General features: G+C 40.5%; 25 protein-coding genes, 1 tRNA gene and 1 riboswitch. Of the genes, 17 read left to right on the top strand and 9 right to left on the bottom strand.

Annotated features, from left to right (window positions below; translation table 11 throughout):
* Window positions 1-100: 100 nt before the first annotated feature.
* Window positions 101-841 carry a DUF6089 family protein gene (locus WG989_RS07830; RefSeq protein ID WP_340428508.1) on the bottom strand — a complete coding sequence of 247 codons (741 nt, stop codon included), beginning with the start codon at window positions 839-841 and terminating at the stop codon, window positions 101-103.
* Window positions 842-1,075: 234 nt separating this feature from the next.
* A riboswitch (cobalamin riboswitch) is annotated at window positions 1,076-1,353 on the top strand.
* A 103-nt stretch (window positions 1,354-1,456) separates the two neighbouring features.
* On the opposite strand from WG989_RS07830, the gene WG989_RS07825 reads away from it, so the two are divergent.
* From WG989_RS07825 to WG989_RS07765, 13 genes are all read left to right on the top strand, one after another.
* Complete coding sequence (locus WG989_RS07825) at window positions 1,457-3,382, top strand: TonB-dependent receptor plug domain-containing protein (RefSeq protein ID WP_340428506.1); 1,926 nt, start codon at window positions 1,457-1,459, stop codon at window positions 3,380-3,382.
* 68 nt (window positions 3,383-3,450) lie between these two features.
* The gene (locus WG989_RS07820; RefSeq protein WP_340428505.1) at window positions 3,451-4,041 is read left to right on the top strand and encodes a DUF6580 family putative transport protein; all 591 of its coding nucleotides are present in this window, start codon (window positions 3,451-3,453) and stop codon (window positions 4,039-4,041) included.
* A gap of 28 nt (window positions 4,042-4,069) precedes the next feature.
* Window positions 4,070-5,008, top strand: a complete 939-nt coding sequence (locus WG989_RS07815; protein ID WP_340428504.1) for an ABC transporter substrate-binding protein — start codon at window positions 4,070-4,072, stop codon at window positions 5,006-5,008.
* The gene (locus tag WG989_RS07810) at window positions 5,001-5,225 is read left to right on the top strand and encodes a cysteine-rich CWC family protein (protein WP_340428502.1); all 225 of its coding nucleotides are present in this window, start codon (window positions 5,001-5,003) and stop codon (window positions 5,223-5,225) included. The genes WG989_RS07815 and WG989_RS07810 overlap by 8 nt, the downstream gene beginning before the upstream one ends.
* A 1-nt stretch (window position 5,226) precedes the next feature.
* The gene (locus WG989_RS07805) at window positions 5,227-5,607 is read left to right on the top strand and encodes a C1orf53 family protein (RefSeq protein WP_340428501.1); all 381 of its coding nucleotides are present in this window, start codon (window positions 5,227-5,229) and stop codon (window positions 5,605-5,607) included.
* On the top strand, window positions 5,604-6,107 hold the full coding sequence (locus tag WG989_RS07800) for a bifunctional adenosylcobinamide kinase/adenosylcobinamide-phosphate guanylyltransferase (protein ID WP_340428499.1): 504 nt from the start codon (window positions 5,604-5,606) through the stop codon (window positions 6,105-6,107). Before WG989_RS07805 ends, WG989_RS07800 begins: the two co-directional genes overlap by 4 nt.
* 80 nt (window positions 6,108-6,187) lie before the next feature.
* Complete coding sequence (locus WG989_RS07795) at window positions 6,188-6,913, top strand: Dph6-related ATP pyrophosphatase (RefSeq protein ID WP_340428498.1); 726 nt, start codon at window positions 6,188-6,190, stop codon at window positions 6,911-6,913.
* Entirely contained in the window at window positions 6,910-7,929 is a 1,020-nt protein-coding gene (gene cobT / locus WG989_RS07790) for a nicotinate-nucleotide--dimethylbenzimidazole phosphoribosyltransferase (RefSeq protein WP_340428496.1), read from the top strand. Before WG989_RS07795 ends, cobT begins: the two co-directional genes overlap by 4 nt.
* A 2-nt stretch (window positions 7,930-7,931) precedes the next feature.
* Window positions 7,932-8,222, top strand: coding sequence for a thiamine-binding protein (locus WG989_RS07785; protein WP_340428494.1), 291 nt, complete (start codon window positions 7,932-7,934; stop codon window positions 8,220-8,222).
* The gene (locus tag WG989_RS07780; RefSeq protein ID WP_340428492.1) at window positions 8,219-8,992 is read left to right on the top strand and encodes an adenosylcobinamide-GDP ribazoletransferase; all 774 of its coding nucleotides are present in this window, start codon (window positions 8,219-8,221) and stop codon (window positions 8,990-8,992) included. Before WG989_RS07785 ends, WG989_RS07780 begins: the two co-directional genes overlap by 4 nt.
* A 26-nt stretch (window positions 8,993-9,018) precedes the next feature.
* Window positions 9,019-9,621 carry an alpha-ribazole phosphatase family protein gene (cobC, locus tag WG989_RS07775; RefSeq protein WP_340428491.1) on the top strand — a complete coding sequence of 201 codons (603 nt, stop codon included), beginning with the start codon at window positions 9,019-9,021 and terminating at the stop codon, window positions 9,619-9,621.
* A gap of 107 nt (window positions 9,622-9,728) precedes the next feature.
* Window positions 9,729-10,313, top strand: a complete 585-nt coding sequence (locus WG989_RS07770) for a MarC family protein (RefSeq protein WP_340428490.1) — start codon at window positions 9,729-9,731, stop codon at window positions 10,311-10,313.
* A 53-nt stretch (window positions 10,314-10,366) separates the two neighbouring features.
* Window positions 10,367-10,438: transfer RNA gene (locus tag WG989_RS07765), tRNA-Arg, on the top strand.
* A gap of 53 nt (window positions 10,439-10,491) precedes the next feature.
* On the opposite strand, the gene ygiD is transcribed toward WG989_RS07765, so the two are convergent.
* The 6 genes from ygiD to WG989_RS07735 all read right to left on the bottom strand — a co-directional run bounded on the left by ygiD (window position 10,492) and on the right by WG989_RS07735 (window position 14,482).
* Window positions 10,492-11,373: a 4,5-DOPA-extradiol-dioxygenase gene (gene ygiD / locus WG989_RS07760; RefSeq protein WP_340428489.1), complete on the bottom strand. Its 882-nt coding sequence runs from the start codon at window positions 11,371-11,373 to the stop codon at window positions 10,492-10,494.
* A 14-nt stretch (window positions 11,374-11,387) separates the two neighbouring features.
* Window positions 11,388-12,038 carry an NAD(P)-dependent oxidoreductase gene (locus tag WG989_RS07755; protein ID WP_340428488.1) on the bottom strand — a complete coding sequence of 217 codons (651 nt, stop codon included), beginning with the start codon at window positions 12,036-12,038 and terminating at the stop codon, window positions 11,388-11,390.
* Between the two features lie 23 nt (window positions 12,039-12,061).
* Window positions 12,062-12,502, bottom strand: coding sequence for a DoxX family protein (locus tag WG989_RS07750; RefSeq protein ID WP_340428487.1), 441 nt, complete (start codon window positions 12,500-12,502; stop codon window positions 12,062-12,064).
* A 19-nt stretch (window positions 12,503-12,521) separates the two neighbouring features.
* Window positions 12,522-13,091, bottom strand: a complete 570-nt coding sequence (locus WG989_RS07745) for a YceI family protein (RefSeq protein ID WP_340428485.1) — start codon at window positions 13,089-13,091, stop codon at window positions 12,522-12,524.
* Window positions 13,092-13,125: 34 nt separating this feature from the next.
* Complete coding sequence (locus WG989_RS07740; RefSeq protein WP_340428484.1) at window positions 13,126-13,788, bottom strand: NADPH-dependent F420 reductase; 663 nt, start codon at window positions 13,786-13,788, stop codon at window positions 13,126-13,128.
* Window positions 13,789-13,903: 115 nt separating this feature from the next.
* Entirely contained in the window at window positions 13,904-14,482 is a 579-nt protein-coding gene (locus tag WG989_RS07735; RefSeq protein WP_340428483.1) for a Crp/Fnr family transcriptional regulator, read from the bottom strand.
* A gap of 205 nt (window positions 14,483-14,687) precedes the next feature.
* Between WG989_RS07735 and WG989_RS07730 the strand changes: the two genes are divergently transcribed.
* Window positions 14,688-15,461, top strand: coding sequence for a sulfite exporter TauE/SafE family protein (locus tag WG989_RS07730; protein WP_340428482.1), 774 nt, complete (start codon window positions 14,688-14,690; stop codon window positions 15,459-15,461).
* Here the strand turns inward: WG989_RS07730 and WG989_RS07725 are convergent, their stop codons facing one another.
* Together WG989_RS07725 and WG989_RS07720 are read right to left on the bottom strand one after the other, a co-directional pair.
* Complete coding sequence (locus tag WG989_RS07725) at window positions 15,462-16,427, bottom strand: zinc dependent phospholipase C family protein (RefSeq protein ID WP_340428481.1); 966 nt, start codon at window positions 16,425-16,427, stop codon at window positions 15,462-15,464.
* Window positions 16,428-16,432: 5 nt separating this feature from the next.
* Complete coding sequence (locus WG989_RS07720; RefSeq protein ID WP_340428480.1) at window positions 16,433-17,083, bottom strand: DUF502 domain-containing protein; 651 nt, start codon at window positions 17,081-17,083, stop codon at window positions 16,433-16,435.
* A gap of 141 nt (window positions 17,084-17,224) precedes the next feature.
* Here WG989_RS07720 and WG989_RS07715 point away from each other — a divergent pair, with 141 nt between their 5' ends.
* The 3 genes from WG989_RS07715 to WG989_RS07705 all read left to right on the top strand — a co-directional run bounded on the left by WG989_RS07715 (window position 17,225) and on the right by WG989_RS07705 (window position 20,535).
* Entirely contained in the window at window positions 17,225-17,854 is a 630-nt protein-coding gene (locus WG989_RS07715; RefSeq protein WP_340428479.1) for a TetR/AcrR family transcriptional regulator, read from the top strand.
* 69 nt (window positions 17,855-17,923) lie between these two features.
* Window positions 17,924-19,339 (top strand): TolC family protein, encoded by a 1,416-nt coding sequence (locus WG989_RS07710; protein WP_340428478.1) that lies wholly within the window; start codon window positions 17,924-17,926, stop codon window positions 19,337-19,339.
* Window positions 19,340-19,368: 29 nt separating this feature from the next.
* A complete protein-coding gene (locus WG989_RS07705) occupies window positions 19,369-20,535 on the top strand; it encodes an efflux RND transporter periplasmic adaptor subunit (RefSeq protein ID WP_340428477.1) in 1,167 nt (388 codons plus the stop codon).
* Window positions 20,536-20,595 lie beyond the last annotated feature (60 nt).

The raw sequence follows: 20,595 nt of genomic DNA, 5'->3' as shown, positions 1-20,595 counted from the left end.
ATAGCAACTGGTATGTTTTATTGAAACAAATAAAAGCAAAGGTTGCCGAATAACATTCAACAAACGATAATCCCGCTATTTCTGTTTCAAGCAAACAACACTATCGCACCGGCGGACAATCCCAACTGTTCTTCCGGCCGAAGCGATAGATCAATCCAACAGCGATATTGTAATAATGATCCTTCCGTTCGGAGTTGGCAGCACGGCTGAATCCATCCAAATAATCAGTAAACAAAAAACGATACGAAGCTTCTGCATTCAATACTATCGTTGGCGAAATGGAATAGCGAATTCCCACTCCAACAGGCACTGCTGGTAGCAACCGTGGTGTACGTGTTGAGAGATCGGTTGCCAACTCCAACAACAATTCCGGCTCTGCTTCAAAATAAGCAGCATTGAATGCACTTGCATCTCTCCGGATGCGCACTAAACTTAATGCTGCACCGCCAAATACATAGGGCGACAATTGTTTTCCTGCATCGGCCCAACCAAGCGGACTCCATACAAATTGCGGCGAAAGTTCAATTAATGACGTACGAAAATTAAAATTGCGTTGCTGTCGGTAAGTAGGGTTGTTATACTTCGCATCATCGCCATGTAATGATGCAATTGATAATTGTAAACGCAGCGCCATTGTACGATTCAACAGGCGTGAGCCATACAGCACCAACCCCGGCCGGATGGTTTTCCAGGAACCAAAACGGCTGGGTGTAAGGTCGCCTTGATAAACAAAGGCACCTGCAGCCGCACCTACTTCATACTTCGGTTGCGTGATCTGCGCCTTTACCTGTGTACATATACTGATAAGAACAAGAATGCACTTGCTGATGAAACGGATCATAAACATTGGTTTAATTGGTAACGATCAATGTTTCTGATAAGCCCAGTTTGGAGAATTGCGAATAGAGAGATCAGCAGGTTGTTGTATTAACGGAGAGAAACTCATGTGCGTATCTGTAAATTGTTAAAGTCATGCGAAGAGAAAACGCATCATTTCATATATAGAATTTTATTTATTCAGATGCCATGTGAACAATTCAGGTAAAACAAATTTGCAACTGCACAACGGCTCCCCTACTTTTGCTCCCGTAGCGGTTTCCGATGTTCATAGTCGGGATTAAAAGGGAAGTCCGGTGCAAATCCGGCGCTATCCCCGTAGCTGTAAGTTCTAATTGTGAATGGTCAATCGTCAATGGTGAATGATTCTCTTAAGGGAATCCCACTCACTATTCACAACCCTCCACTCACCTGCTGATTCTACATACCACTGTTCATGAAAGGTGTTTGCCACACGAACGGGAAGGTGCTCAGCAGCGAACGAGCCAGAAGACCTGCCGATACTATTTCATTAATCATTTGCTTTCGGGTGAAAGGCAGGAGGTGTAACGGCTCGTTAGCTTTTATATTTTCTATTTCTTTTTCTGAAAGCAGTCACAACAAACCCTTTTTTCAACACATGAAAAAGAATTTATTTGTAGTGGCTGCCGGATTATTCATCAGCAGTCAACTAAATGCCCAGGACAGTACCGCAAAATCATTAGGCGAAGTATTTGTAACTGCCAACCGCATTGAACAGAAACAACGTACAACAGGTAAGGTAGTAACAGTGATCGATCAGGCAACCATTCAACGCAATGCAGGTCGTACCGTTTCCGAGATCATTAATCAGCAAGCAAGTGTATTCATCAACGGCGCCAACAATACATTAGGCACCAACCAGGATGTTTATTTCCGTGGTGCTGTAAGTGGTAATGTATTGATCCTGATAGATGGTGTTCCTGTTGGCGATGCATCACAAGTGAACAATGCATTTGATCTGAATCATATCAGCACAGGCATGGTAGAACGCATTGAGATTTTAAAAGGCGCACAAAGCACCATGTGGGGTAGCGATGCGGTTGCCGGTGTGATCAATATCATCACAAAAAAAGCAGGACGCAAAAAGGCAGAAGTAAATGGTTTGCTTAGCTATGGCAGTTACAATACATTGCGTGCAAATGCAGGTGTTGGCGGCAAGTTGAACGCCTTTTCTTATAATGTGAATTATAATTTTACTGACAGCAAAGGCTTTTCTTCTGCACAGGATACAACCGGCACAAAGAATTTTGATAATGATGGATTCAAGCAACACAACTTTGTTGCCAACCTTCGCTACGATCTCAGCAAAAACTTTTCAGTGAAAGGCTTTAGTAATTTCGGTCAATATGTCAATGGCATTGATGCCGGCGCATATAATGATGATGCTGATAATAATGTAACGCAGAAGAACAGGAACAACGGCCTTTCATTCCTGTACAACAATAAAAAGTTGAGCCTTACTTTATCACAAAACTTCCTCACCAATACAAGAGTTTATTTAGATGACAGTGCAAGTGTTGGTGGTTTTGCAAAATATTCAAGAGGTTCGTACGAAGGCAACAGCAGTATTACTGAATTAAGCGGTAACTACCGCTTCATCGATCAGTTATCGTTGGTGGCTGGTGTTCAAAATTTAGCTCAGAACACAACTCAATCTTATAAAAGCATTAGTGTGTATGGTCCGTATGAGTCCGCTTTAGGCGATTCAGCCAAGGCAAATAACTTTTCGTTCTATGCCTCTTTGCTTGCAACCGAACTTGCAGGTTTTAATGTGGAAGCAGGTTTCCGTATTAACAGCCACAGCATTTATGGAACAAATGCAACTTATACCTTCAACCCTTCATACAACATTGATGATAAAACAAGAGTATTTGTAAACATTTCATCAGGTTACAAAATACCATCGCTCTACCAATTGTATAGCGAATACGGTAATAAAGAACTGAAACCTGAAGCAACGCAGAATTATGAAATAGGTGTACAATCATTTAGTGCAGATAGAAAGAACTCTATCCGTTTTGTAGCATTCAAACGTGATATTAAGAATCTCATCATTTTCTATACTGACATGACAACCTACGCAAGTCAGTACATTAACCGTGACGAGCAACATGATTATGGTTTTGAAGTAGAAAGCAGCATTGGTCTTGGAAAGATCGGCAACTGGACAAATAACTTCACCTACATTGATGGTGAAGGAAAAAACGACAATGTGAAAGTGAAGAATCTATTCCGTCGTCCAAACTTCAGCTTCAACAGTGCACTTACACTTGAGCCAATTAAAGGATTAACTGTTATGCCTTCGTTCCGTTTCATTAGTACAAGATTAAAGGGTGCATATGATCCGGGACCAACGCAAATGCCTGCTTATTACACGATCGATCTATATACCGGCTACCAGGCAACAAAAAATCTGCGTGTATTTGTTGATCTGCGTAACGTTACCGATCAGGAGTATTATGATGTGCCGGGTTATAACAGCCGCAAGTTTAATGTAACAGGAGGCGTAAGCTTTCAATTTTAATAATCAGTGATGAGTAATGAGTGATCAGTTGAACCCACTCATTACTCATCATTCATCAATCATTACAAATGTCAATACAAAAAATCAATCCCCGTTTTGCAGTACTGGCCATTATTATGGTTGCAGTAGCAGCCTTACGTATTCCCAATGCTGCACAGCTTGGACCATTGAGTAATTTCACACCCATCGGCGCTATGGGTTTATTTGGTGCAGCATATTTCAGTAAAAACTGGAAAGCATTTGGTTTTCCATTACTCACTTTACTTGCAAGCGATCTCATCATAAACATTTTTGTTTATGACGGGCAGTATGGCATTATGTATGGTAGTTGGTATTGGGTGTATGGTGGTTTTGTGTTGATTGTTTTATTAGGAAGATTATTACTGAAAAAAGTATCAGTAAAATCGGTAGTGTTCACCGGCGTTGCTGCAACATTGATTTACTGGCTGGTTGTTGATTTTGGTGTGTTCTTTTTTGGATGTACTGATATTACTACCGGCCAAACCATGGATCACAGTTTTGCAAGTCTTATTAAATGCTATGCGCAAGGTGCACCATACATGAAAAACTTTCTGATCGGCACATTGGTTTACAGTGGTATCATGTTTGGTGCATTTGAATGGATGAAAGCTAAAAACACTTCCTTCCAGATAGCATAACCATTAACCATTTAACCTTATTCAACTCATGATGAAAGCATGCTCCTTTTTACCAGCCGCTACGCAAATGATCTACGACATGGGTTTGCAACATCTGCTCCATGGCGTTACGTTTGAATGTTCTGCTACAGCATTAAGCGAAAAACAAAAAGTTGTTCGTTGTGTAATGGAAGGAAAAAATTACAGCAGTGAAGAGATCGATAAAATATTTTCTGCCAGCAAAGCGCAAGGCAAGAGTTTATATTATGTGGATGAAGATGTATTACAAAACATACAACCCGATGTGATCTTTACACAGGATGTATGTGAAGTATGCCAGATCGATACCGCCTGCACAGCGGCAGCCGTTGCGAACCTTGAAAAACAACCTACGCTTATCACGCTGACGCCGCAAACACTCGACGATGTGTATTATACGGCCGTAACTATTGCTACAGCGTTGGGCCATGAATCGGCAGCCTATCATTATCTCGCAGGTTTGCAAAAAAGAACAACGCATATTCTTGAAAAACTCCGTCGCCATCAAATGCCGATGAAACGTGTGTTGCTGATGGAATGGATCGCACCGGTTTATAATTGCGGCCATTGGATCCCTTTCCAAGTGGCACAGGCAGGCGGTATTGATATGTTAAGTAATCCCGGTGGCGACAGCATCGTTACCAGCTGGGAAAAAATTGTAAAGTATAATCCGGAGATATTAGTGATCGCTCCTTGTGGTTTCCATGTGGATCGCAGCAGAGAAGAACTGCATCTCTTAACTGATAAACCAGAATGGCAACAACTGGAAGCTGTAAAGAATAACGCCGTGTTCATTTGTGATTACGATCTGTTTACACAACCATCTGCTTCAACATTAGTTGATGGTATTGAATTATTAGCGGCGTTATTTCATCCTTCCTTGTTTCGTGTACCCAAGCACCTGCAAACAAAATACTTTCACTTCTCAACCAGGTTAGAGCATGTGTAAGCATGAACAAAAAAACTGTCCACGTTGTGGTCAAGGTTTTGAATGTAAAGTGGGCGATGTTACCAATTGCCAATGCTACGGTATTGAGTTGAGCGTGGAAGAAGAAGCATTCATCACAAAACAATTTGCCGATTGTTTATGCCGCAACTGTCTGCAGCAATTGAAGAGCAGATACACATTATTTGTAGAACAGAAAGATCTATACAGCAATCGTTGATATGGCGAAAGAAAAGAATTGCAGCAGATGTGGTATTGCTTTCGGATGCAGTACAGAAGATAACGGCAACAGTTGCTGGTGCAATCAATATCCTCCGCTATTTACTCCTGACCCTGTCGTCAATTGCATGTGCCCGGAATGTCTGCACAACGCAACCAAAGAAAAAATCGATGTGTATGTTGCTGAGATGACGGTTGAAAAAGCATTGAATCATAACATAGCGAAAGATCTTGCACCTGCAAAACAATTAATAGAAGGGATTGACTACTATATGGAGAATACAAACTTTGTGTTCACTGCGTGGCATCATTTACGCAGGGGATATTGTTGCAGGAGCGGATGCAGGTATTGTCCGTACGGCTTTAAAAAACAAACAGCATGATCATTTTTATAACAGGTGGTGCAAGAAGTGGTAAGAGTAAGTATGCACAGGAGATGGCTTTATCACTAAGTGACAGTCCTGTGTATGTAGCTACTGCCAAAGTGTGGGATGATGATTTTGAGAAACGGGTGAAGCGGCATCAGAACGATCGGGATGAACGTTGGACGAATATGGAAGAACAACGCAGTGTAAGTACACTACCCATTGTGAACCGTGTTTGCGTTATTGATTGTGTAACATTGTGGCTCACCAATTTTTTTGTGGATACAAAGAACGATGTGGAAGCATCACTTGCATTGCTGAAAAAAGAAATTGATGCGTTGTGTACAAAGCCCGGCACGTTTATCATCATCAGTAACGAAATTGGAATGGGTGTGCATGCTGATACAGAGATCGGTCGTAAGTTCACCGATCTGCAGGGATGGGCCAACCAATACATTGCTGCATATGCACATACAGCAGTATTAATGGTAAGCGGGATTGCTGTCAAGATAAAGTAAGTAGTAAGTAGTGAATAGCAAGTAAAAAACAATCGCACTCACCACCTACAACTCATCACTCATTATTCACCACTCATCATATGATCCCATCGATATTTTGTTGGAGCGGAGGAAAAGACAGCAGCTATGCATTGCATAAAGTGTTGCAGGAAGGCGTGTATGATGTAAAGTATTTACTCAGCACATTTAACGGTAATTACAAACGCTTATCCATGCATGGAGTAAGAGAAGAGTTGATCGAAGCACAAGCTGCATCTATCGGTATTCCGCTATTGAAAGCGTATGTGTACGAAGCGAGCAATGTAGAGTATGAACAACAGATGAAAAGCATTTTGCTGCAGGCAAAAGCAGAAGGCATCAATCATGTGTTGTATGGTGATTTATTTTTAGAAGACCTGCGTGCTTACCGTGAAAGAAAAATGAACGAACTCGATATGCATTGTGTCTTCCCTATCTGGAAAACCGATACACAATGGATGATCAATGATTTTGTAGCGAAAGGTTTTCAATCTGTTCTTTGCTGCATCAACGATGGTTACTTAGATGAAAGCTGGGTTGGAAGAACCATCGATCAGCAATTTATCAACGAACTTCCATCAACTGTTGATCCATGTGGAGAGAATGGAGAGTTTCATTCTTTCTGTTTCAGTGGCCCTGTCTTTAAACAACCAATACCTGTTACTACCGGTGAAAAAACATACAAAGCTTTAGAAATAAAAACCAGTGATCACCCCACTCCTATTAAAGATGTGGGCACAAAAGGTTTCTGGTTTTGTGACCTTCTTTTACAAACAAACAACGCATGACACTCAAAGAACAACTGCAACACAAGATCAACAATAAAACCAAGCCACTTGGTGCGTTAGGTATGCTGGAGGAACTGGCATTGAAGATCGGTGTAATTCAAAACAGTTTATCACCTGCTATCAGCAAACCGCATATTGTTGTGTTTGCAGGCGATCATGGTATTGCTGCCACAGGAAAAGTAAATCCTTATCCGCAGGCAGTAACCGCACAAATGGTTTTGAATTTTGTAAATGGCGGTGCAGCTATTAATGTATTCACCAAACAACACAACATTGGTTTAACAGTGGTTGATGCAGGTGTGAATGTTGATTTTGATGCTTCGTTACCAATTGTGCATGCAAAGATCAATCATAGTACAGCCGATTACAGTGAATTCAATGCAATGAGTATTGATGAAGTAAATGCGGCGATTGAAAAAGGTCGCAGTATTGTACAAGATTTATTTGATGATGGTTGTAATACAATCGGCTTTGGTGAAATGGGCATTGGTAATACTTCCTCTGCATCACTTATCATGCATCACATACTAAATCTTCCATTGAGTGAATGTGTGGGAAGAGGAACGGGTTCTACTGATGAACAACTCCAACGCAAACTTGTTACATTAGAAGATGTCAGTCGTTTACATGAATTGAATCGCTATGACATTACGCCGCATCAATTGCTTTGTCGTATCGGTGGATTTGAAATTGCAATGATGGTGGGCGCTTATCACAAAGCAGCTGAACTGAACATGGTCATTGTTGTGGATGGTTTTATTGCAACCGCTGCTTTACTGGTAGCAAAACAATACGATCAAACAATTACCGATCATTGTGTATTTGCACATTGCTCTGATGAGAACGGACATCGTAAAATGCTGGAACATCTCAATGCAAAACCAATCTTACAATTGGGTATGCGACTGGGAGAAGGAACAGGGGCAGCATTAGCGATCCCTTTATTACAAAGCGCTGTTCAGTTTTTAAATGAAATGGCTAGTTTTGAAAGCGCCGGTGTATCCGGTAAAGAATAAGTATGGAAAAAATAATGAATGCCGGTATTCAGGTTGTACCGGTCAATATCGTTGATCCAACCTACAGTATTGTTGACAAGGCCATTGCTGTTATTCAGCAATCGGGTATGGAATATACTGTTACTCCATTTGAAACAGTGGTGAATGGAACCACGGAACAGATCCTTCAACTCATTGCACAATTAAAAACTACAGCTGAAGAAGCAGGCGCTGATGAACTCATCATCAATACCCGTTTCCACAGTAAGAAAACAGCAGATAATATTTTCAACAGCAAAATCAATAAGTTTTGAGGAAGCAGATTGAAATATTTTTTACAGCATTGATGTTTTATACAAGGATCCCTTGCCCGAAATGGGTAACACATGATCCGGAATATCTCAACAAAGCCACACGTTACTTTCCACTCATGGGTTGGATCGTTGGCGGCATTTGTGCTCTGGTGTTCATCGGCACAGATTTTTATGTAGGTACTCCTGTTGCCATTTTATTATCAATGATAGCAGGGGTTTTGACCACTGGTGCGTTTCATGAAGATGGATTTGCAGATGTATGTGATGCGTTTGGTGGAGGATGGACCAAACAAAAGATCCTCGACATTATGAAAGACAGCAGGGTTGGCGCATACGGTGCCATTGGCATGATCCTGATCCTGTTGTTGAAATATACATCATTGAGTTCTATTCCATTCAGCCTGATGTGGATCGTGTTATTGGCAGCACATAGCTTTTCCCGTTTGTGTGCAGTACTTATTGTTGCAACGAGCAAATACGTACGGGAGAATGATGATGCAAAAGCAAAGCCACTGGCTAAATCGATCACTGCAAAAGAAATTATTCCGGCAGTGGTATTTGGATTAGCACCACTATTGCTTTTTCAACGTATTGAAATTTTATATGTGCTCATTCTCCCATTGCTCGGTACATTCTTTTTACGTCGGTATTTTCATAAATGGATCGGTGGCTACACGGGCGATTGCTTAGGCGCTACCCAACAGGTAGCCGAAGTTTTGTTCTACCTGAACCTGTTGGTATTTTGGAAAATAGAATATAACTTTTTATAAACGTTTTAATCAAGTCTGAATCGTACATGGAAATATATCTCATCCGACATACAACACCTGCTGTTGAAAAAGGGACCTGTTACGGCCAGGCTGATCTTGATGTAACAGAAAGTTTTTATGATGAAGCGGCACTGATTAAACAATGTTTACCTGCAAGTATAAAATCGGTTTATGCAAGTCCGTTACAACGTTGCAGTAAATTGGCACAACATTTATTTCCTTCACACAACATTTTTTTTCACGACGATTTGAAAGAGATCAACTGTGGCGAATGGGAGCTTCGCAAGTGGGATGATATTCCTCAAGAAATTGTAATGCCTTGGATGAATGATTTTGTGAATGTGCGGATACCCGGCGGCGAAAGCTATCTCGATCTGTTTGCACGCACCACAACCATTTTTCAAAACATTGCGGAGAAAAAAGAAAGTGCTGCCATCGTTTCGCATGGTGGTGTGCTACGGAGCATTCTTTCTCATCTTACCAATACTGCATTGATCGATTCATTCAATGTATTTAAACTGCAATATGGTTGTGTTGTAAAATTATACTTGCAAGATGATCGGTTTGAACATGACGTATTACATAATGTACAAAGCACATCGGAGCAACATAAACCAAGCTTTAAGTAATCCCTTTTGCCGATGAGTTAACCTTGAAGAAAACAGGTGACTCACCAGCCTAATCGTTGCATAAATGCAGGCTTAAAAGAAAAGTTATCTTTGCCGAAACAATCGCTATGAACTTCGACTTCAGCCTCAGCCAGCTGCTTACTGTTTCGTTTACTTTATTTGCCGTTATTGATATCATCGGGTCTATTCCTCTGCTGATTGCCATGAAGGATAAGATGGGTGCTATCCGGGAATTCAAAGCCACACTCATCTCCGGTGCATTGATGATCCTGTTTTTATTTGTAGGCGAATCGTTTTTGCAGATGCTGGGTGTCGATCGTCGTTCGTTTGCTGTGGCCGGTTCAATTGTGATCTTTGTGTTGGGCTTGGAAATGGTATTGGGGCATGAGTTTTTCAAAAGTGATAAAAATGCAAAGAGCGGAACAGTGGTACCGATCGCCTTCCCTATTATTGCCGGAAGCGGAACGCTTACTACCATTATGTCGCTGGGTGCCAACTATTCTGATTTAGTGATTCTTGTAGCAATACTTTTGAACCTGGTGTTGGTATTCTTTGTCCTCAAATCTTTAAAGTGGATCGAGAAATTGCTAGGTCCTGCAGGTTTACTTGCTGTGCGAAAATTTTTCGGCGTAATATTGCTGGCCATTGCCGTAAAAATATTTGCTGGTAATGCAGGTGGATTGATCAAATAATTTAAAAATGAATAGAACTGTCATTGTCAAATTCATTCATTTTTAAATATCCCGGCCTCGTAGTACAATGGATAGTATAAGGGCCTCCGAAGCCCCAGATACAGGTTCGATTCCTGTCGAGGCTACAAAAACAAAGAGTCGCATTGCTGCGACTCTTTTTCATTCAACCTCATCATCATCAACCTATTTTAACCGATGTCATCGTTAACGAGCCGCCAACGGCTTTGTCATTAAAAAATGATACATCTTCTTTACTGTTTTGTAACCCCAATGTGTACAACAAGGGCAGATAATGTTCAGGGGTTGGAATTGAAAGCTGTGCTTCTTTTCCAAGCAATGAATAATTGATCAGCTTATCGTGTGTTTTATTTCCAATCAATTCTTTGAACTTATTGTTCATGTGCAAAGCCCAATCATAACCATATGCAGGAGCATCTAATTTATCCCACGCCACCATACGTAAATTATGTACCATGTTGCCACTGCCAATGATCAACACACCTTTCTTACGTAAACTGTACAACTCTTTTGCGAGATCATAATGGTATTGCGGACCTTTGGTATAATCAATACTTAACTGCAGCACAGGAATATCTGCTTTGGGATACATATGACGAATGATGGTCCACGTTCCATGATCCAATCCCCAGTCGTGACTTAAGCCAACATCTGCCGAATGAATCAACGACTTTGTTTCTTTTGCCAATTCAGGCGAACCGGGTGCAGGATACTGCACATCGAACAACGCCTGCGGAAAACCGCCAAAGTCGTGAATGGTTTCAGGAAAATCCATTGCAGTAATATGTGTTCCTTTCGAAAACCAATGCGCCGATACAACCAACACTGCTTTTGGTATTGGAATTTCAGTAGCCATCTTCGCCCATCTTCTGCTGAACTCATTGTCTTCAATTCCATTCATGGGCGAACCATGACCAATGAACAACACCGGCATCAATTGATCTTCTTCTTTCAACTCATCTGTAAAGCGATTGAACGCTGCCAAGCCTGTCATACCTGCTGCTCCTGTTAATACTGTTGTTATAAATTGTTTCCGTTGCATGAACGATCGCTTGATTAATATGCAACTGTAAAACGTTGTTGAATATGTTGCTTCTGCTCCACTTCATCTGCAATGGCAATCGCCATATCTTCTACTGAAATAACACTTCTGTTATTTTCATCAAACACAGGTGTATCATTTCCTTTTCTGTAGGTTCCCTTACGTTCACCTGAAGTTCCCTGGTGCATTTCCAAAGCTGGACTTAAAAATGTCCACTTCAAATCTTTTTCTTCTCTGATCACATTCAGGTAATCTCTTGCTGCCAATGCACCCGGTTTCCATTCCGCAGGAAATTGTGGAAGATCAACAAACTGTTCGCCTGTTGCTGTATGCAAACTGCCGCCACCACCAACTACAAACAAATGTTGCACACCAGATTTTTTCACTGCAGATTGAATGCGTTTTGATCCTTCCAGGAAATCATTATACAGGTTTGGATTTGTCCATCCTGCATTGTATGAACTGATAACCGTATCATGTCCTTCCACTGCGTTGATCAATTCGTCTTCCTTATTAATATCTGCTTTTACTGCCGTTACGTTCTCTGCTGAAGGAAGTTTGTCTGTATTACGTGCAATAGCTGTTATCTGATGTCCTCTATGCTTTAATTCATTTACGATTGCCGAGCCAACAAAACCTGTTGCGCCTATCACTGCTATTTTCATGCTTATTCTGTTTAAGTGTTTAGTTATCTGTTTGTCCACGCAAGCGATGATTGTTTGCGTTGCAACAAATAATCAATTGAATATTTACCACTGCCGGTAATGAAGAGTATCACATAAAGTATGAGATATTGAATACCCGGTTCTTGTTTTGCAAAGGGATCAGCTGAATGGATATACAATACTGCTACCAGCATGGTAATGATCAACGGTACCACTGCCAGTCTTGTACCCAATCCGAACAGGACAAATACCGAACAACCCACTTCTGCAAATACGGTTAATGTTAATGATAGTTCCCCGCTCATACCAAGTACTGCAGGAAATTGATTTCCATTACCTGAGAACAACATTCCCAGTTTTGGTAACCCATGCGACAGCATTAATGCAGCAGCTGTAATACGGGTGAGGAGTATAGCCAGGTCAATCCCTTTTTGGCTGATGTGAATACTTGTTAATTTTTTCATTGTTTAGTATTTAGATTATTTATTGTGCAAACTCACCATCTGCTTTAATGATCACTTCATCGCTGATCATTGGTGCAGGGAAACCACTACCCAATGTAAAGTCTGAACGTTTGATAATACCTGATAACTGGAAACCTGCTGTTGGCTTTTTACTCATTGGGTTTTCAATGATGCCTCTGTACTCAAGATCTAATACAACAGATTTGGTAATGCCTTTTAAAGTAAGATCACCACTGAGTTTGTATTTGTTCTTACCAACGCTTTTAATTCCCGTGCTTTTAAAAGCTATCTCAGGATATTTCGCTACATCAAAAAAGTCGACGCTTTTTAGATGGTTATCTCTCATTTCAATACGTGTATCAATGGATGCTGTTTTTGCCGAGAGCGTAAAAGAAGCATCACTGAAATCCGGTTTTGATGATTTTACTTCCACATCAAAATCGTTGAATGTACCTGATACATCAGAAACACCTAAGTGTGTAACTGTAAATGCAAGTTGAGAATGTGCTTTGTCATTTTTCCACACGGCAACAGTTGTAAAGGCAGTTGCTAAAAAGAATACCGAAAGAATAATTGCTGCTTTTTTCATTTTTTGTTTTTTGTTTATGTTGATGAATGTTTACTTATTGATGCAGGATCTTCCAACCTGCGAGCCAGTTATAGTTATATTTCATGGTAAGTTGTATCAGCAATAACTGCATTGCTTCCAGTGTACGACTTACAGAGAGTTTACCTGCTATGATGGGATTGAAACCGGTGGTCTTCACCAATTCTGCTGTTGTTTCCAAAGCAGCATCGTTGTTACCCGCAATAAATGCATCGGCCTGTTTGCCATCGATAACTGTTTGCGCAAAATTCGCAGCGTAAGTAGTATTAAATGCCTTCACCACTTTGGCATGTGGTAACAAAGCCTGCAATTCTTCAGCTGCACTTGTCTCTGGATTGGTAACAAGCGCATCGTATGATGCATTGAGTGGGTTTGCAATACTGATTACTATTTTTTGATTGGCTACCTGTCGGATGGAATCAGCAATTTCTGCCTGCGCCTCATAAGGCGTAGCGAGTATAATAATATCGGCTTCCCAGCTTGCATGCATGGGGCAAGTCATACCGTCAATATCTGCTAACGGATATTCACTTGTGATCGCTGCCTTTAATGCTTCCACTTTGTCAAGCTCTTTGCTGAACAGCAATAACCTGTCGTTCCCTTTTGCAAGTGACTTGGCAATAGCAGAGCCCATGTTACCGGAAGCTCCTATAATTGCGATGGTTCTTTTTGTTTGCATATCAATGAATTTGATAATGCAAAACTACCGTGAGCAAGCTCCTTGCTCCAATGACATGTGATAAGAAAAGGCATTGACATCGGATAAGAAAAATCTTGACATATGTCAAGAGAAATTACCGGGAGGCCATCTGCTTGCGGATGCGACTGAGTGTTTCGGGAGTAATTCCTAAGTAAGAAGCAATCAAATGTTGGGGCACACGATTTACAATGGTAGAGTATTGATCAACAAGGTGCGAATACTTTTCTTCAGCAGTAAGTCCAATTGTTCCTTCCAATCGTTGCTGCAATGCCACATAAGCATTCTGGTATAAAATGCGGATATAAGTTTCGTACTGACGTACGTTCTTTAACAGGTTTTCGTGTTGTTCATGATCAAGCAGCAACAGTTCACAATCTTCCAATGCTTCGATATTGAGTTTCGATTCTTCTCTTGTAAAAAAACTATACAGATCCGAGATCCAAAATCCCTCAAAAGCAAACTGCATTACACGCTGACCGCCTTTTGCATCGGTAGTGTAAGAATATAAAGCACCTTTCTCAACAAAAGCCATGCGGTTGCATATATCACCTTCCTGTAACAAGAATTGTTTGCGGCGCAGCTTCTTGGGTGTAAAATAGGTTTTACACAAATGCAGATCTTCTTCTGAAGATGGTACTTTATCCTGTATACTTTTTATAAGAAGTTCAAACATGATCACCCGATTGAGCGTTCAAATGTACGGCTTTGTACTGTAGTGATAAGAAAGAGGAAATCCGGAAACTATTAATGACAGATATTTTACGATGCAGATCTGGAGATGACTTTCGTTCTGCTCCCTCCTGCAGATGCTCTTTGTATTACCTTTAATAGTGCATCTGCTTGATCAATGAATTATTGCTCAGCAATCAATACAAGACATGGAAATCATTATCATTACCATCGCTGCATTCCTGGTTGCCATCCTTACGTTCTTTTCAGGTTTTGGTTTGGGTACGATCCTCACGCCTGTTTTCATGTTGTTCTTCCCGGTTGAACTGGCGATTGCGTTAACAGGCATTGTTCATTTCTGCAACAATCTGTTTAAACTTTTCCTGGTTGGCGCAAAAGCAGATAAAGAGGTGCTACTAAGGTTTGGTGTACCTGCTGTAGTTGCAGCGTTTGCTGGCGCATGGTTACTTTTACAAATTACCGATCTGCAACCATTGTTCTCTTACAGCATTGGCAGTAAAACTATCGATGTGTTTCCAGTAAAGTTTTTCGTTTCGCTTTTACTACTCACATTCGCCATCATTGAATTGCTTCCTTATTTTAAACATCTGCAGTTCAATAAAAACAAATTACCGATCGGTGGAATACTGAGCGGCTTCTTTGGCGGACTATCCGGTAACCAAGGAGCATTACGCAGCGCCTTTCTCATTAAAGCAGGTTTATCAAAAGAAACATTCATCGGTACAGCAGTTGTTGTATCAACCTTTGTTGATTTTACAAGGTTGTCTGTTTATGCAAGCAGATTCAGCAAAGTGGGGATTGAAGAAAATATTGTGTTGATCGTTTGTGCAGTAGCCGGTGGCATTACCGGTTCTTATATTGGTTTGAAATTACTGAAGAAAGTAACGTTGGCTTTTATTCAAAAATTAGTTGCAGTGCTACTGATCGTTCTTTCAATTGCATTAGGCTCAGGGCTTATTTAATTAATCATGCTCTCTCCCAACGATCTTTCCATTGCGCCAGTTATTATTCAACTCTTCAAATTCTTTCAACTCTTCAGCAGTAAATTCTTTATTGCTGAGTTTTTTCAGATCAGGCTGACCAGCATTGATCCATGCAGTATACCAAAAACTTGCAACTGCAAAAATGCTTTGACGCATGCGCCGTTCAATCATTCCATTCAACTTATTATTATAGGTAGTAGTAAAAGCTGTTGAATAGGTTCTTATTGTTATGCCATTTCTGTTTTCAAATGAATATTTCTGATCAGCAGGAAAACTTTGAGTCAATTCTTTTTCATAACGTAACACAGTATCGGCAGCCGCAGCACTTTCCAATACACGTGCCCAAATAAACTGTCCCGGATTTTTAATATGCTCTGCCTTATCCATCCAGAAATCAAATTCTTTTTCGGCCAACAACTCCGGTACACGGCTTTCCCAAAAACCATGAATACCGTTTTGATTGGTGAATTGTCCATTATGATTATGCGAAGCATGTAACGGTACATGTGCGTCGGCAATGTAATGGCCTATCTCTGCACTAAGCTTTAAAATTTTTACCTGGTTCTTTTCTTTGAAGGCAGAGGTTAAACGCCACAACATAGTTTGCACCCACCATGGAACAATGCCATACGTATTCACTGTATCGGCACTGAATTTTGCAACAGCACTATCGTAGTTATGTGGTAATTCAGAAAAAGGAAATGAACCGTAATGATCAATATCTATATAATGGCGTGGCCCTTCTTCCGGAATTGCGTAGCGGCGTTTATCCGGATCAACTGAATGTTCTGTAAGAAAATCAATATGTGTTTTATAAAACCCGATCATATCAGGTGGTAACAGAAACACCGCCTGGTAATTGATCTTGCGGTGTCCATAAAACCCCCAGCAGAAACATTGTTCTGTAACCAGTAATAAAATAATAACGAATAAAGTCTTCCGCATGAAACCTATTTCTTGAGTGCGTTGTCTTCTTTCAAAATCTCCTCTTCAATCTCTTCATCCATTTTAGTAACACCACCACTAATTGCAAACTTCATAGCTTCTGTGCCGGTCAAGTGTCCTTCCAACGATTTAATTCTGTTCGCCGGTATCAAATAAACGTTCCCTGCAATCGAATAACTCATGGGCACGTATACAGCTACATAATCTTTCAAACCAAAATCTTCCGTATCATCTCTCGTTAAAAAACCTACACGCCACACATCGTTATCATCAATATTTGCCAGCACCGGGCGGTTGAACTTTTTTTTCTCACCTGCAAATGCCTCAAAGAAATCTTTTACCGTAGTATAAATAAACTTGATGCCAGGTACTTTTTCCAGCCAATGATCAAACAAATTGAAAATGCGGCTTTGAATAAAGAATGTACTCAGGTAGCCAACCAGGCAAATGGCACCTATAATAATAAGGAAGCCCAAGCCAAAGTTGCGGACAATTACTTTTCCTTCATCATCCGTAAAAGTAAAAATGGGGATGAGTTCGTCTATACTCGTTATAATCCAGAATAACGCATATCCGGTTACTACAACGGGGGCTAACACCAGTAAGCCTTGTAAGAAATACTGAAGTAATTGTTTGTAATTGAATGATTTGAACATGTTGATGGATTTGCCTTTTCAAAAATACAGCTTTCGACAGCGGTGGGTGCAGGTTAATTTATTATGATAAATGGTAAAAAAAAGAGATGGAAACTTTGGCAACGATAAAAGTTTCCATAGTTTTGCGTCCGATTTGCAATTATGGAGACAAAAGAACGAATACAAAAAAAGGCCCACGAGCTGTTTCTGCGTTACGGCATACGTTCCGTTTCAATGGACGATATCGCCACGCAGCTTGGCATGAGCAAAAAAACCATTTATCAGTTCTTTTCCGAAAAAGATGAACTGGTGAATGCCGTAATGGACGATGAGGTTACACAAACCCAGCACGACTGTGAATTCTGTAAGAAAAATGCAAAAGATGCAGTGGATGAGATCTTTCTTACGCTGGAACAGTTGTACGATCAGTTTTCGCAATTAAACCCGATGGTGTTGTACGATGCCGAAAAATTTCATCCGAAAGCATTTGAAAAATTCAGGAAGATGAAAGAAGTGTATTTGATGGAAGTAGTGGCCCACAATATACGCAGAGGTATTGCTGAAGAATTGTATCGGGCAGATATCAGTGTTGAAATGATGAGCCGTTACCGGGTAGAAACCATGATGGTTCCTTTTGCAATGGCAGCAACGGCACCGAGCAAATTTAACCTTGCTGATGTAACAAGAGAAACCATGGAGCATTTTCTTTTCGGGCTTGCAACGTTAAAGGGATTTAAGTTGATCAGCAAGTACAAAGAGGAGTATCATAAAAAACGAAACAATAAACCTTAACATTCATCCTGCTGATCATTCAACAAAAGAAATCGACAGGATCACACAATCACAAACTAAAGACAAGCAATGAAAAAAAATCAAAGAAACAAGTGGCTGCTGGTTGCAACCATGCTGCTTGGTTTCACTGTTGCAAATGCGCAAACTGAATACCGACTAACCGTGAAAGAAGCCGTGAATATGGCCTTGAATAATGTAGCCGATATTAAAAACCTTCGCATCGATTCATTGAAACAGGAAGCACAGAACAAAGAGATCCTTGGTTCTGCATTACCACAGGTTACCGGAAGTGGACAAGTGGCACACTATCTTACCTTACCAAAAATTTTATTTCCCAGTGCAGGTAAAACAGATGTTTATACTGTATTGAACCAGGAAGGCGTAAAAGACGGAAATGGCGCCACCATTCAGCCAAAAAATGAATTTACCGTTCAGGAATTCAGCTTTGTACAACCGTGGAGTATTACCGCAGGTGTAAGTTTGAATCAATTGTTATTTCAACCGGATGTATTTGTTGGCTTGATCGCTCGCAAAACTTCTATTGAATATGCAAAAGAAAACATCAAAGTACAGGAAGATAAAACACGTGAGCAGGTGCAGAAAGCATACTACCAGGTGTTGATCGCTGAGCAGCAGTTGAAAACCCTTCAGCAAAGTTTACAACGCTTCGAAAAATTACTGAGCGATCAGGAACAATTGTTCAAGAATGGTTTTATTGAAAAACTGGACATTGATAAAACAACAGTAAGCTTCAATAATACTAAGTCGAGCGAAACACAGTTAAAAAATATTATTGAACTGGGTTATGCGTCACTGAAGTTTACCATGGGTCTTGCACAAAACGATAAGATCGTTCTTACAGACCAGTTGAACAACGAATCTGTAAAAGAAAATGTGTTGGATGATGGCACTGTTAACTACAACAACCGTAGCGAAGTGCGTTTACTCAACACCGTACAAAAATTACAGGAGCTGGATGTTCGCCGTAACAAATTAGGGTACGCACCTACACTGGCATTCTTCTATCAGTTTCAACAGCAAGGTCAGTTGAATAAAAACTTCTCTGCTTTTACAGGGCAAAACTGGTTCTGGTTTAACTCCAACTTGATTGGATTAAACCTGTCGATTCCCATTTTTGATGGCTTTCAGCGCAAGTATAAAATTCAACAGGCGAAATATACACTCGACAAAACAACTAATACCATCGAGAATATTAAGAAGGCGATCGATTTTGAACAAAACGCTGCAAAGATCAATTTGCGTAACGCCATTATTAATATGGATGCACAGCAAAAAAATCTGGAGTTGGCAGAGCGGGTGTACAACACTACCAAGAAAAAATATGAGCAGGGTGTTGGCAGCAGTTTCGAAATATTACAATCAGATACAGAGCTGCAACGTGCACAAGGAAATTATTTTGACGCACTGTACAACGCAGTTGTTGCCAAAATCAGTTACTTAAAAGCTATCGGACAATTAAACTAATCATCAACCATTACTATAAATTAAACAACATGAAACGCATTTTGCAATACACATTCATCGCTGGTTTTGCTCTTGTTCTCGCTTCTTGCGGCGCAGGTGCAAAAGAAAAAAAGGGATCACTTGGCGAAAAGAAAGCCGAGCTTGAGAAACTGAAAACGGAGCAGATCACACTTGCTACAAAAATCAAAACGCTTGAAGAAGAAATTACAAAGCTCGATACTGCTGCAGGTAAAAGCGATAAAGCAAAGCTGATCGCTATAACACCTGTGTTGACAGAAGATTTTTCGCATTATATTGATCTGCAGGGATCAATTGATGCAGATAATATTTCTTATATCGCTCCGCCAAACGGCCAAGGCGGTCTTGTAACTGATCTTTACATTAAAGAAGGACAGTTTGTGAAGAAAGGACAGCTTATTTTAAAAATGGATGATAAAGTGTTACGTCAGCAAGTAAAAATTTCTGAAACACAATTGGCATTGGCAAAAGATCTGTACCAGCGTCAGAAAAATTTATGGGATCAGAACATTGGCAGCGAAGTACAATTAATTTCTGCCAAAACAAATGTAGAAGCACTGGAACGCCAGATCGCTACTGCTTATGAGCAGATCAAACTATTTACCGTTTACTCGCCGGCAAGTGGTATTGCAGATGTGGTAGCAGTTAAAGTAGGTGAATTCTTTTCGGGTGTAATGGGCGTATCCCCGCAAATACGTATTGTCAATAACAGCACTTTAAAAGCGGTGGTTCAGGTGCCTGAAAATTACATGACACGTGTACGTTTAGGTAGCCCTGTTATTGTTACGATCCCGGATATGAACAAGTCGTTCAATTCTTCTGTGAAGCTTTCTTCGCAAACCATCAATCCTTCAACAAGAACATTTACAGTTGAAGCAGCTATTCCCGGTGGCGGTGTTCGTCCAAATTCAATGGCAACAGTACGCATTAAAGATTATAGTGCACCAAATGCATTGGTAATTCCTGTTAATCTCATTCAAACAGATGATAAAGGTAAGTACGTGTACATTGTAGAAAAAGACAGCAAAGGACGTTCTGTAGCTGTTAAAAAACCAGTTGTAGTTGGCGAATCATATGGCGACAAGATCGAGATCAAAGCAGGTTTACAATCGGGCCAGCAATTGATCTCTGAGGGTTACCAAAGTGTTTACGACAGGCAGGTTGTAACGATCGGATAAAGACATCATCAGTAGAATATCATTATTAAATGATGTTCTACTGATCAACTAAAACAAGTG

The organism is Lacibacter sp. H407, from assembly GCF_037892605.1.
Lineage (GTDB): Bacteria > Bacteroidota > Bacteroidia > Chitinophagales > Chitinophagaceae > Lacibacter.
The sequence above is the reverse complement of the archived record's forward strand: the minus strand, read 5'-3'. Positions and strand labels throughout refer to the sequence as shown.

What these genes read in the sequence shown, in the direction of transcription:
- WG989_RS07785 (WP_340428494.1), top strand. Translation starts at nt 7,932, where the DNA reads ATGGAAAAAATAATGAATGCCGGTATTCAGGTTGTACCGGTCAATATC.
- WG989_RS07725 (WP_340428481.1), bottom strand. Translation starts at nt 16,427, where the DNA reads ATGCGGAAGACTTTATTCGTTATTATTTTATTACTGGTTACAGAACAA.
- WG989_RS07750 (WP_340428487.1), bottom strand. Translation starts at nt 12,502, where the DNA reads ATGAAAAAATTAACAAGTATTCACATCAGCCAAAAAGGGATTGACCTG.
- WG989_RS07715 (WP_340428479.1), top strand. Translation starts at nt 17,225, where the DNA reads ATGGAGACAAAAGAACGAATACAAAAAAAGGCCCACGAGCTGTTTCTG.
- WG989_RS07710 (WP_340428478.1), top strand. Translation starts at nt 17,924, where the DNA reads ATGAAAAAAAATCAAAGAAACAAGTGGCTGCTGGTTGCAACCATGCTG.
- WG989_RS07820 (WP_340428505.1), top strand. Translation starts at nt 3,451, where the DNA reads ATGTCAATACAAAAAATCAATCCCCGTTTTGCAGTACTGGCCATTATT.
- cobC (WP_340428491.1), top strand. Translation starts at nt 9,019, where the DNA reads ATGGAAATATATCTCATCCGACATACAACACCTGCTGTTGAAAAAGGG.
- WG989_RS07830 (WP_340428508.1), bottom strand. Translation starts at nt 841, where the DNA reads ATGATCCGTTTCATCAGCAAGTGCATTCTTGTTCTTATCAGTATATGT.
- WG989_RS07825 (WP_340428506.1), top strand. Translation starts at nt 1,457, where the DNA reads ATGAAAAAGAATTTATTTGTAGTGGCTGCCGGATTATTCATCAGCAGT.
- WG989_RS07735 (WP_340428483.1), bottom strand. Translation starts at nt 14,482, where the DNA reads ATGTTTGAACTTCTTATAAAAAGTATACAGGATAAAGTACCATCTTCA.
- ygiD (WP_340428489.1), bottom strand. Translation starts at nt 11,373, where the DNA reads ATGCAACGGAAACAATTTATAACAACAGTATTAACAGGAGCAGCAGGT.
- WG989_RS07755 (WP_340428488.1), bottom strand. Translation starts at nt 12,038, where the DNA reads ATGAAAATAGCAGTGATAGGCGCAACAGGTTTTGTTGGCTCGGCAATC.
- cobT (WP_340428496.1), top strand. Translation starts at nt 6,910, where the DNA reads ATGACACTCAAAGAACAACTGCAACACAAGATCAACAATAAAACCAAG.
- WG989_RS07800 (WP_340428499.1), top strand. Translation starts at nt 5,604, where the DNA reads ATGATCATTTTTATAACAGGTGGTGCAAGAAGTGGTAAGAGTAAGTAT.
- WG989_RS07810 (WP_340428502.1), top strand. Translation starts at nt 5,001, where the DNA reads ATGTGTAAGCATGAACAAAAAAACTGTCCACGTTGTGGTCAAGGTTTT.
- WG989_RS07705 (WP_340428477.1), top strand. Translation starts at nt 19,369, where the DNA reads ATGAAACGCATTTTGCAATACACATTCATCGCTGGTTTTGCTCTTGTT.
- WG989_RS07720 (WP_340428480.1), bottom strand. Translation starts at nt 17,083, where the DNA reads ATGTTCAAATCATTCAATTACAAACAATTACTTCAGTATTTCTTACAA.
- WG989_RS07740 (WP_340428484.1), bottom strand. Translation starts at nt 13,788, where the DNA reads ATGCAAACAAAAAGAACCATCGCAATTATAGGAGCTTCCGGTAACATG.
- WG989_RS07795 (WP_340428498.1), top strand. Translation starts at nt 6,188, where the DNA reads ATGATCCCATCGATATTTTGTTGGAGCGGAGGAAAAGACAGCAGCTAT.
- WG989_RS07770 (WP_340428490.1), top strand. Translation starts at nt 9,729, where the DNA reads ATGAACTTCGACTTCAGCCTCAGCCAGCTGCTTACTGTTTCGTTTACT.
- WG989_RS07815 (WP_340428504.1), top strand. Translation starts at nt 4,070, where the DNA reads ATGATGAAAGCATGCTCCTTTTTACCAGCCGCTACGCAAATGATCTAC.
- WG989_RS07805 (WP_340428501.1), top strand. Translation starts at nt 5,227, where the DNA reads ATGGCGAAAGAAAAGAATTGCAGCAGATGTGGTATTGCTTTCGGATGC.
- WG989_RS07730 (WP_340428482.1), top strand. Translation starts at nt 14,688, where the DNA reads ATGGAAATCATTATCATTACCATCGCTGCATTCCTGGTTGCCATCCTT.
- WG989_RS07745 (WP_340428485.1), bottom strand. Translation starts at nt 13,091, where the DNA reads ATGAAAAAAGCAGCAATTATTCTTTCGGTATTCTTTTTAGCAACTGCC.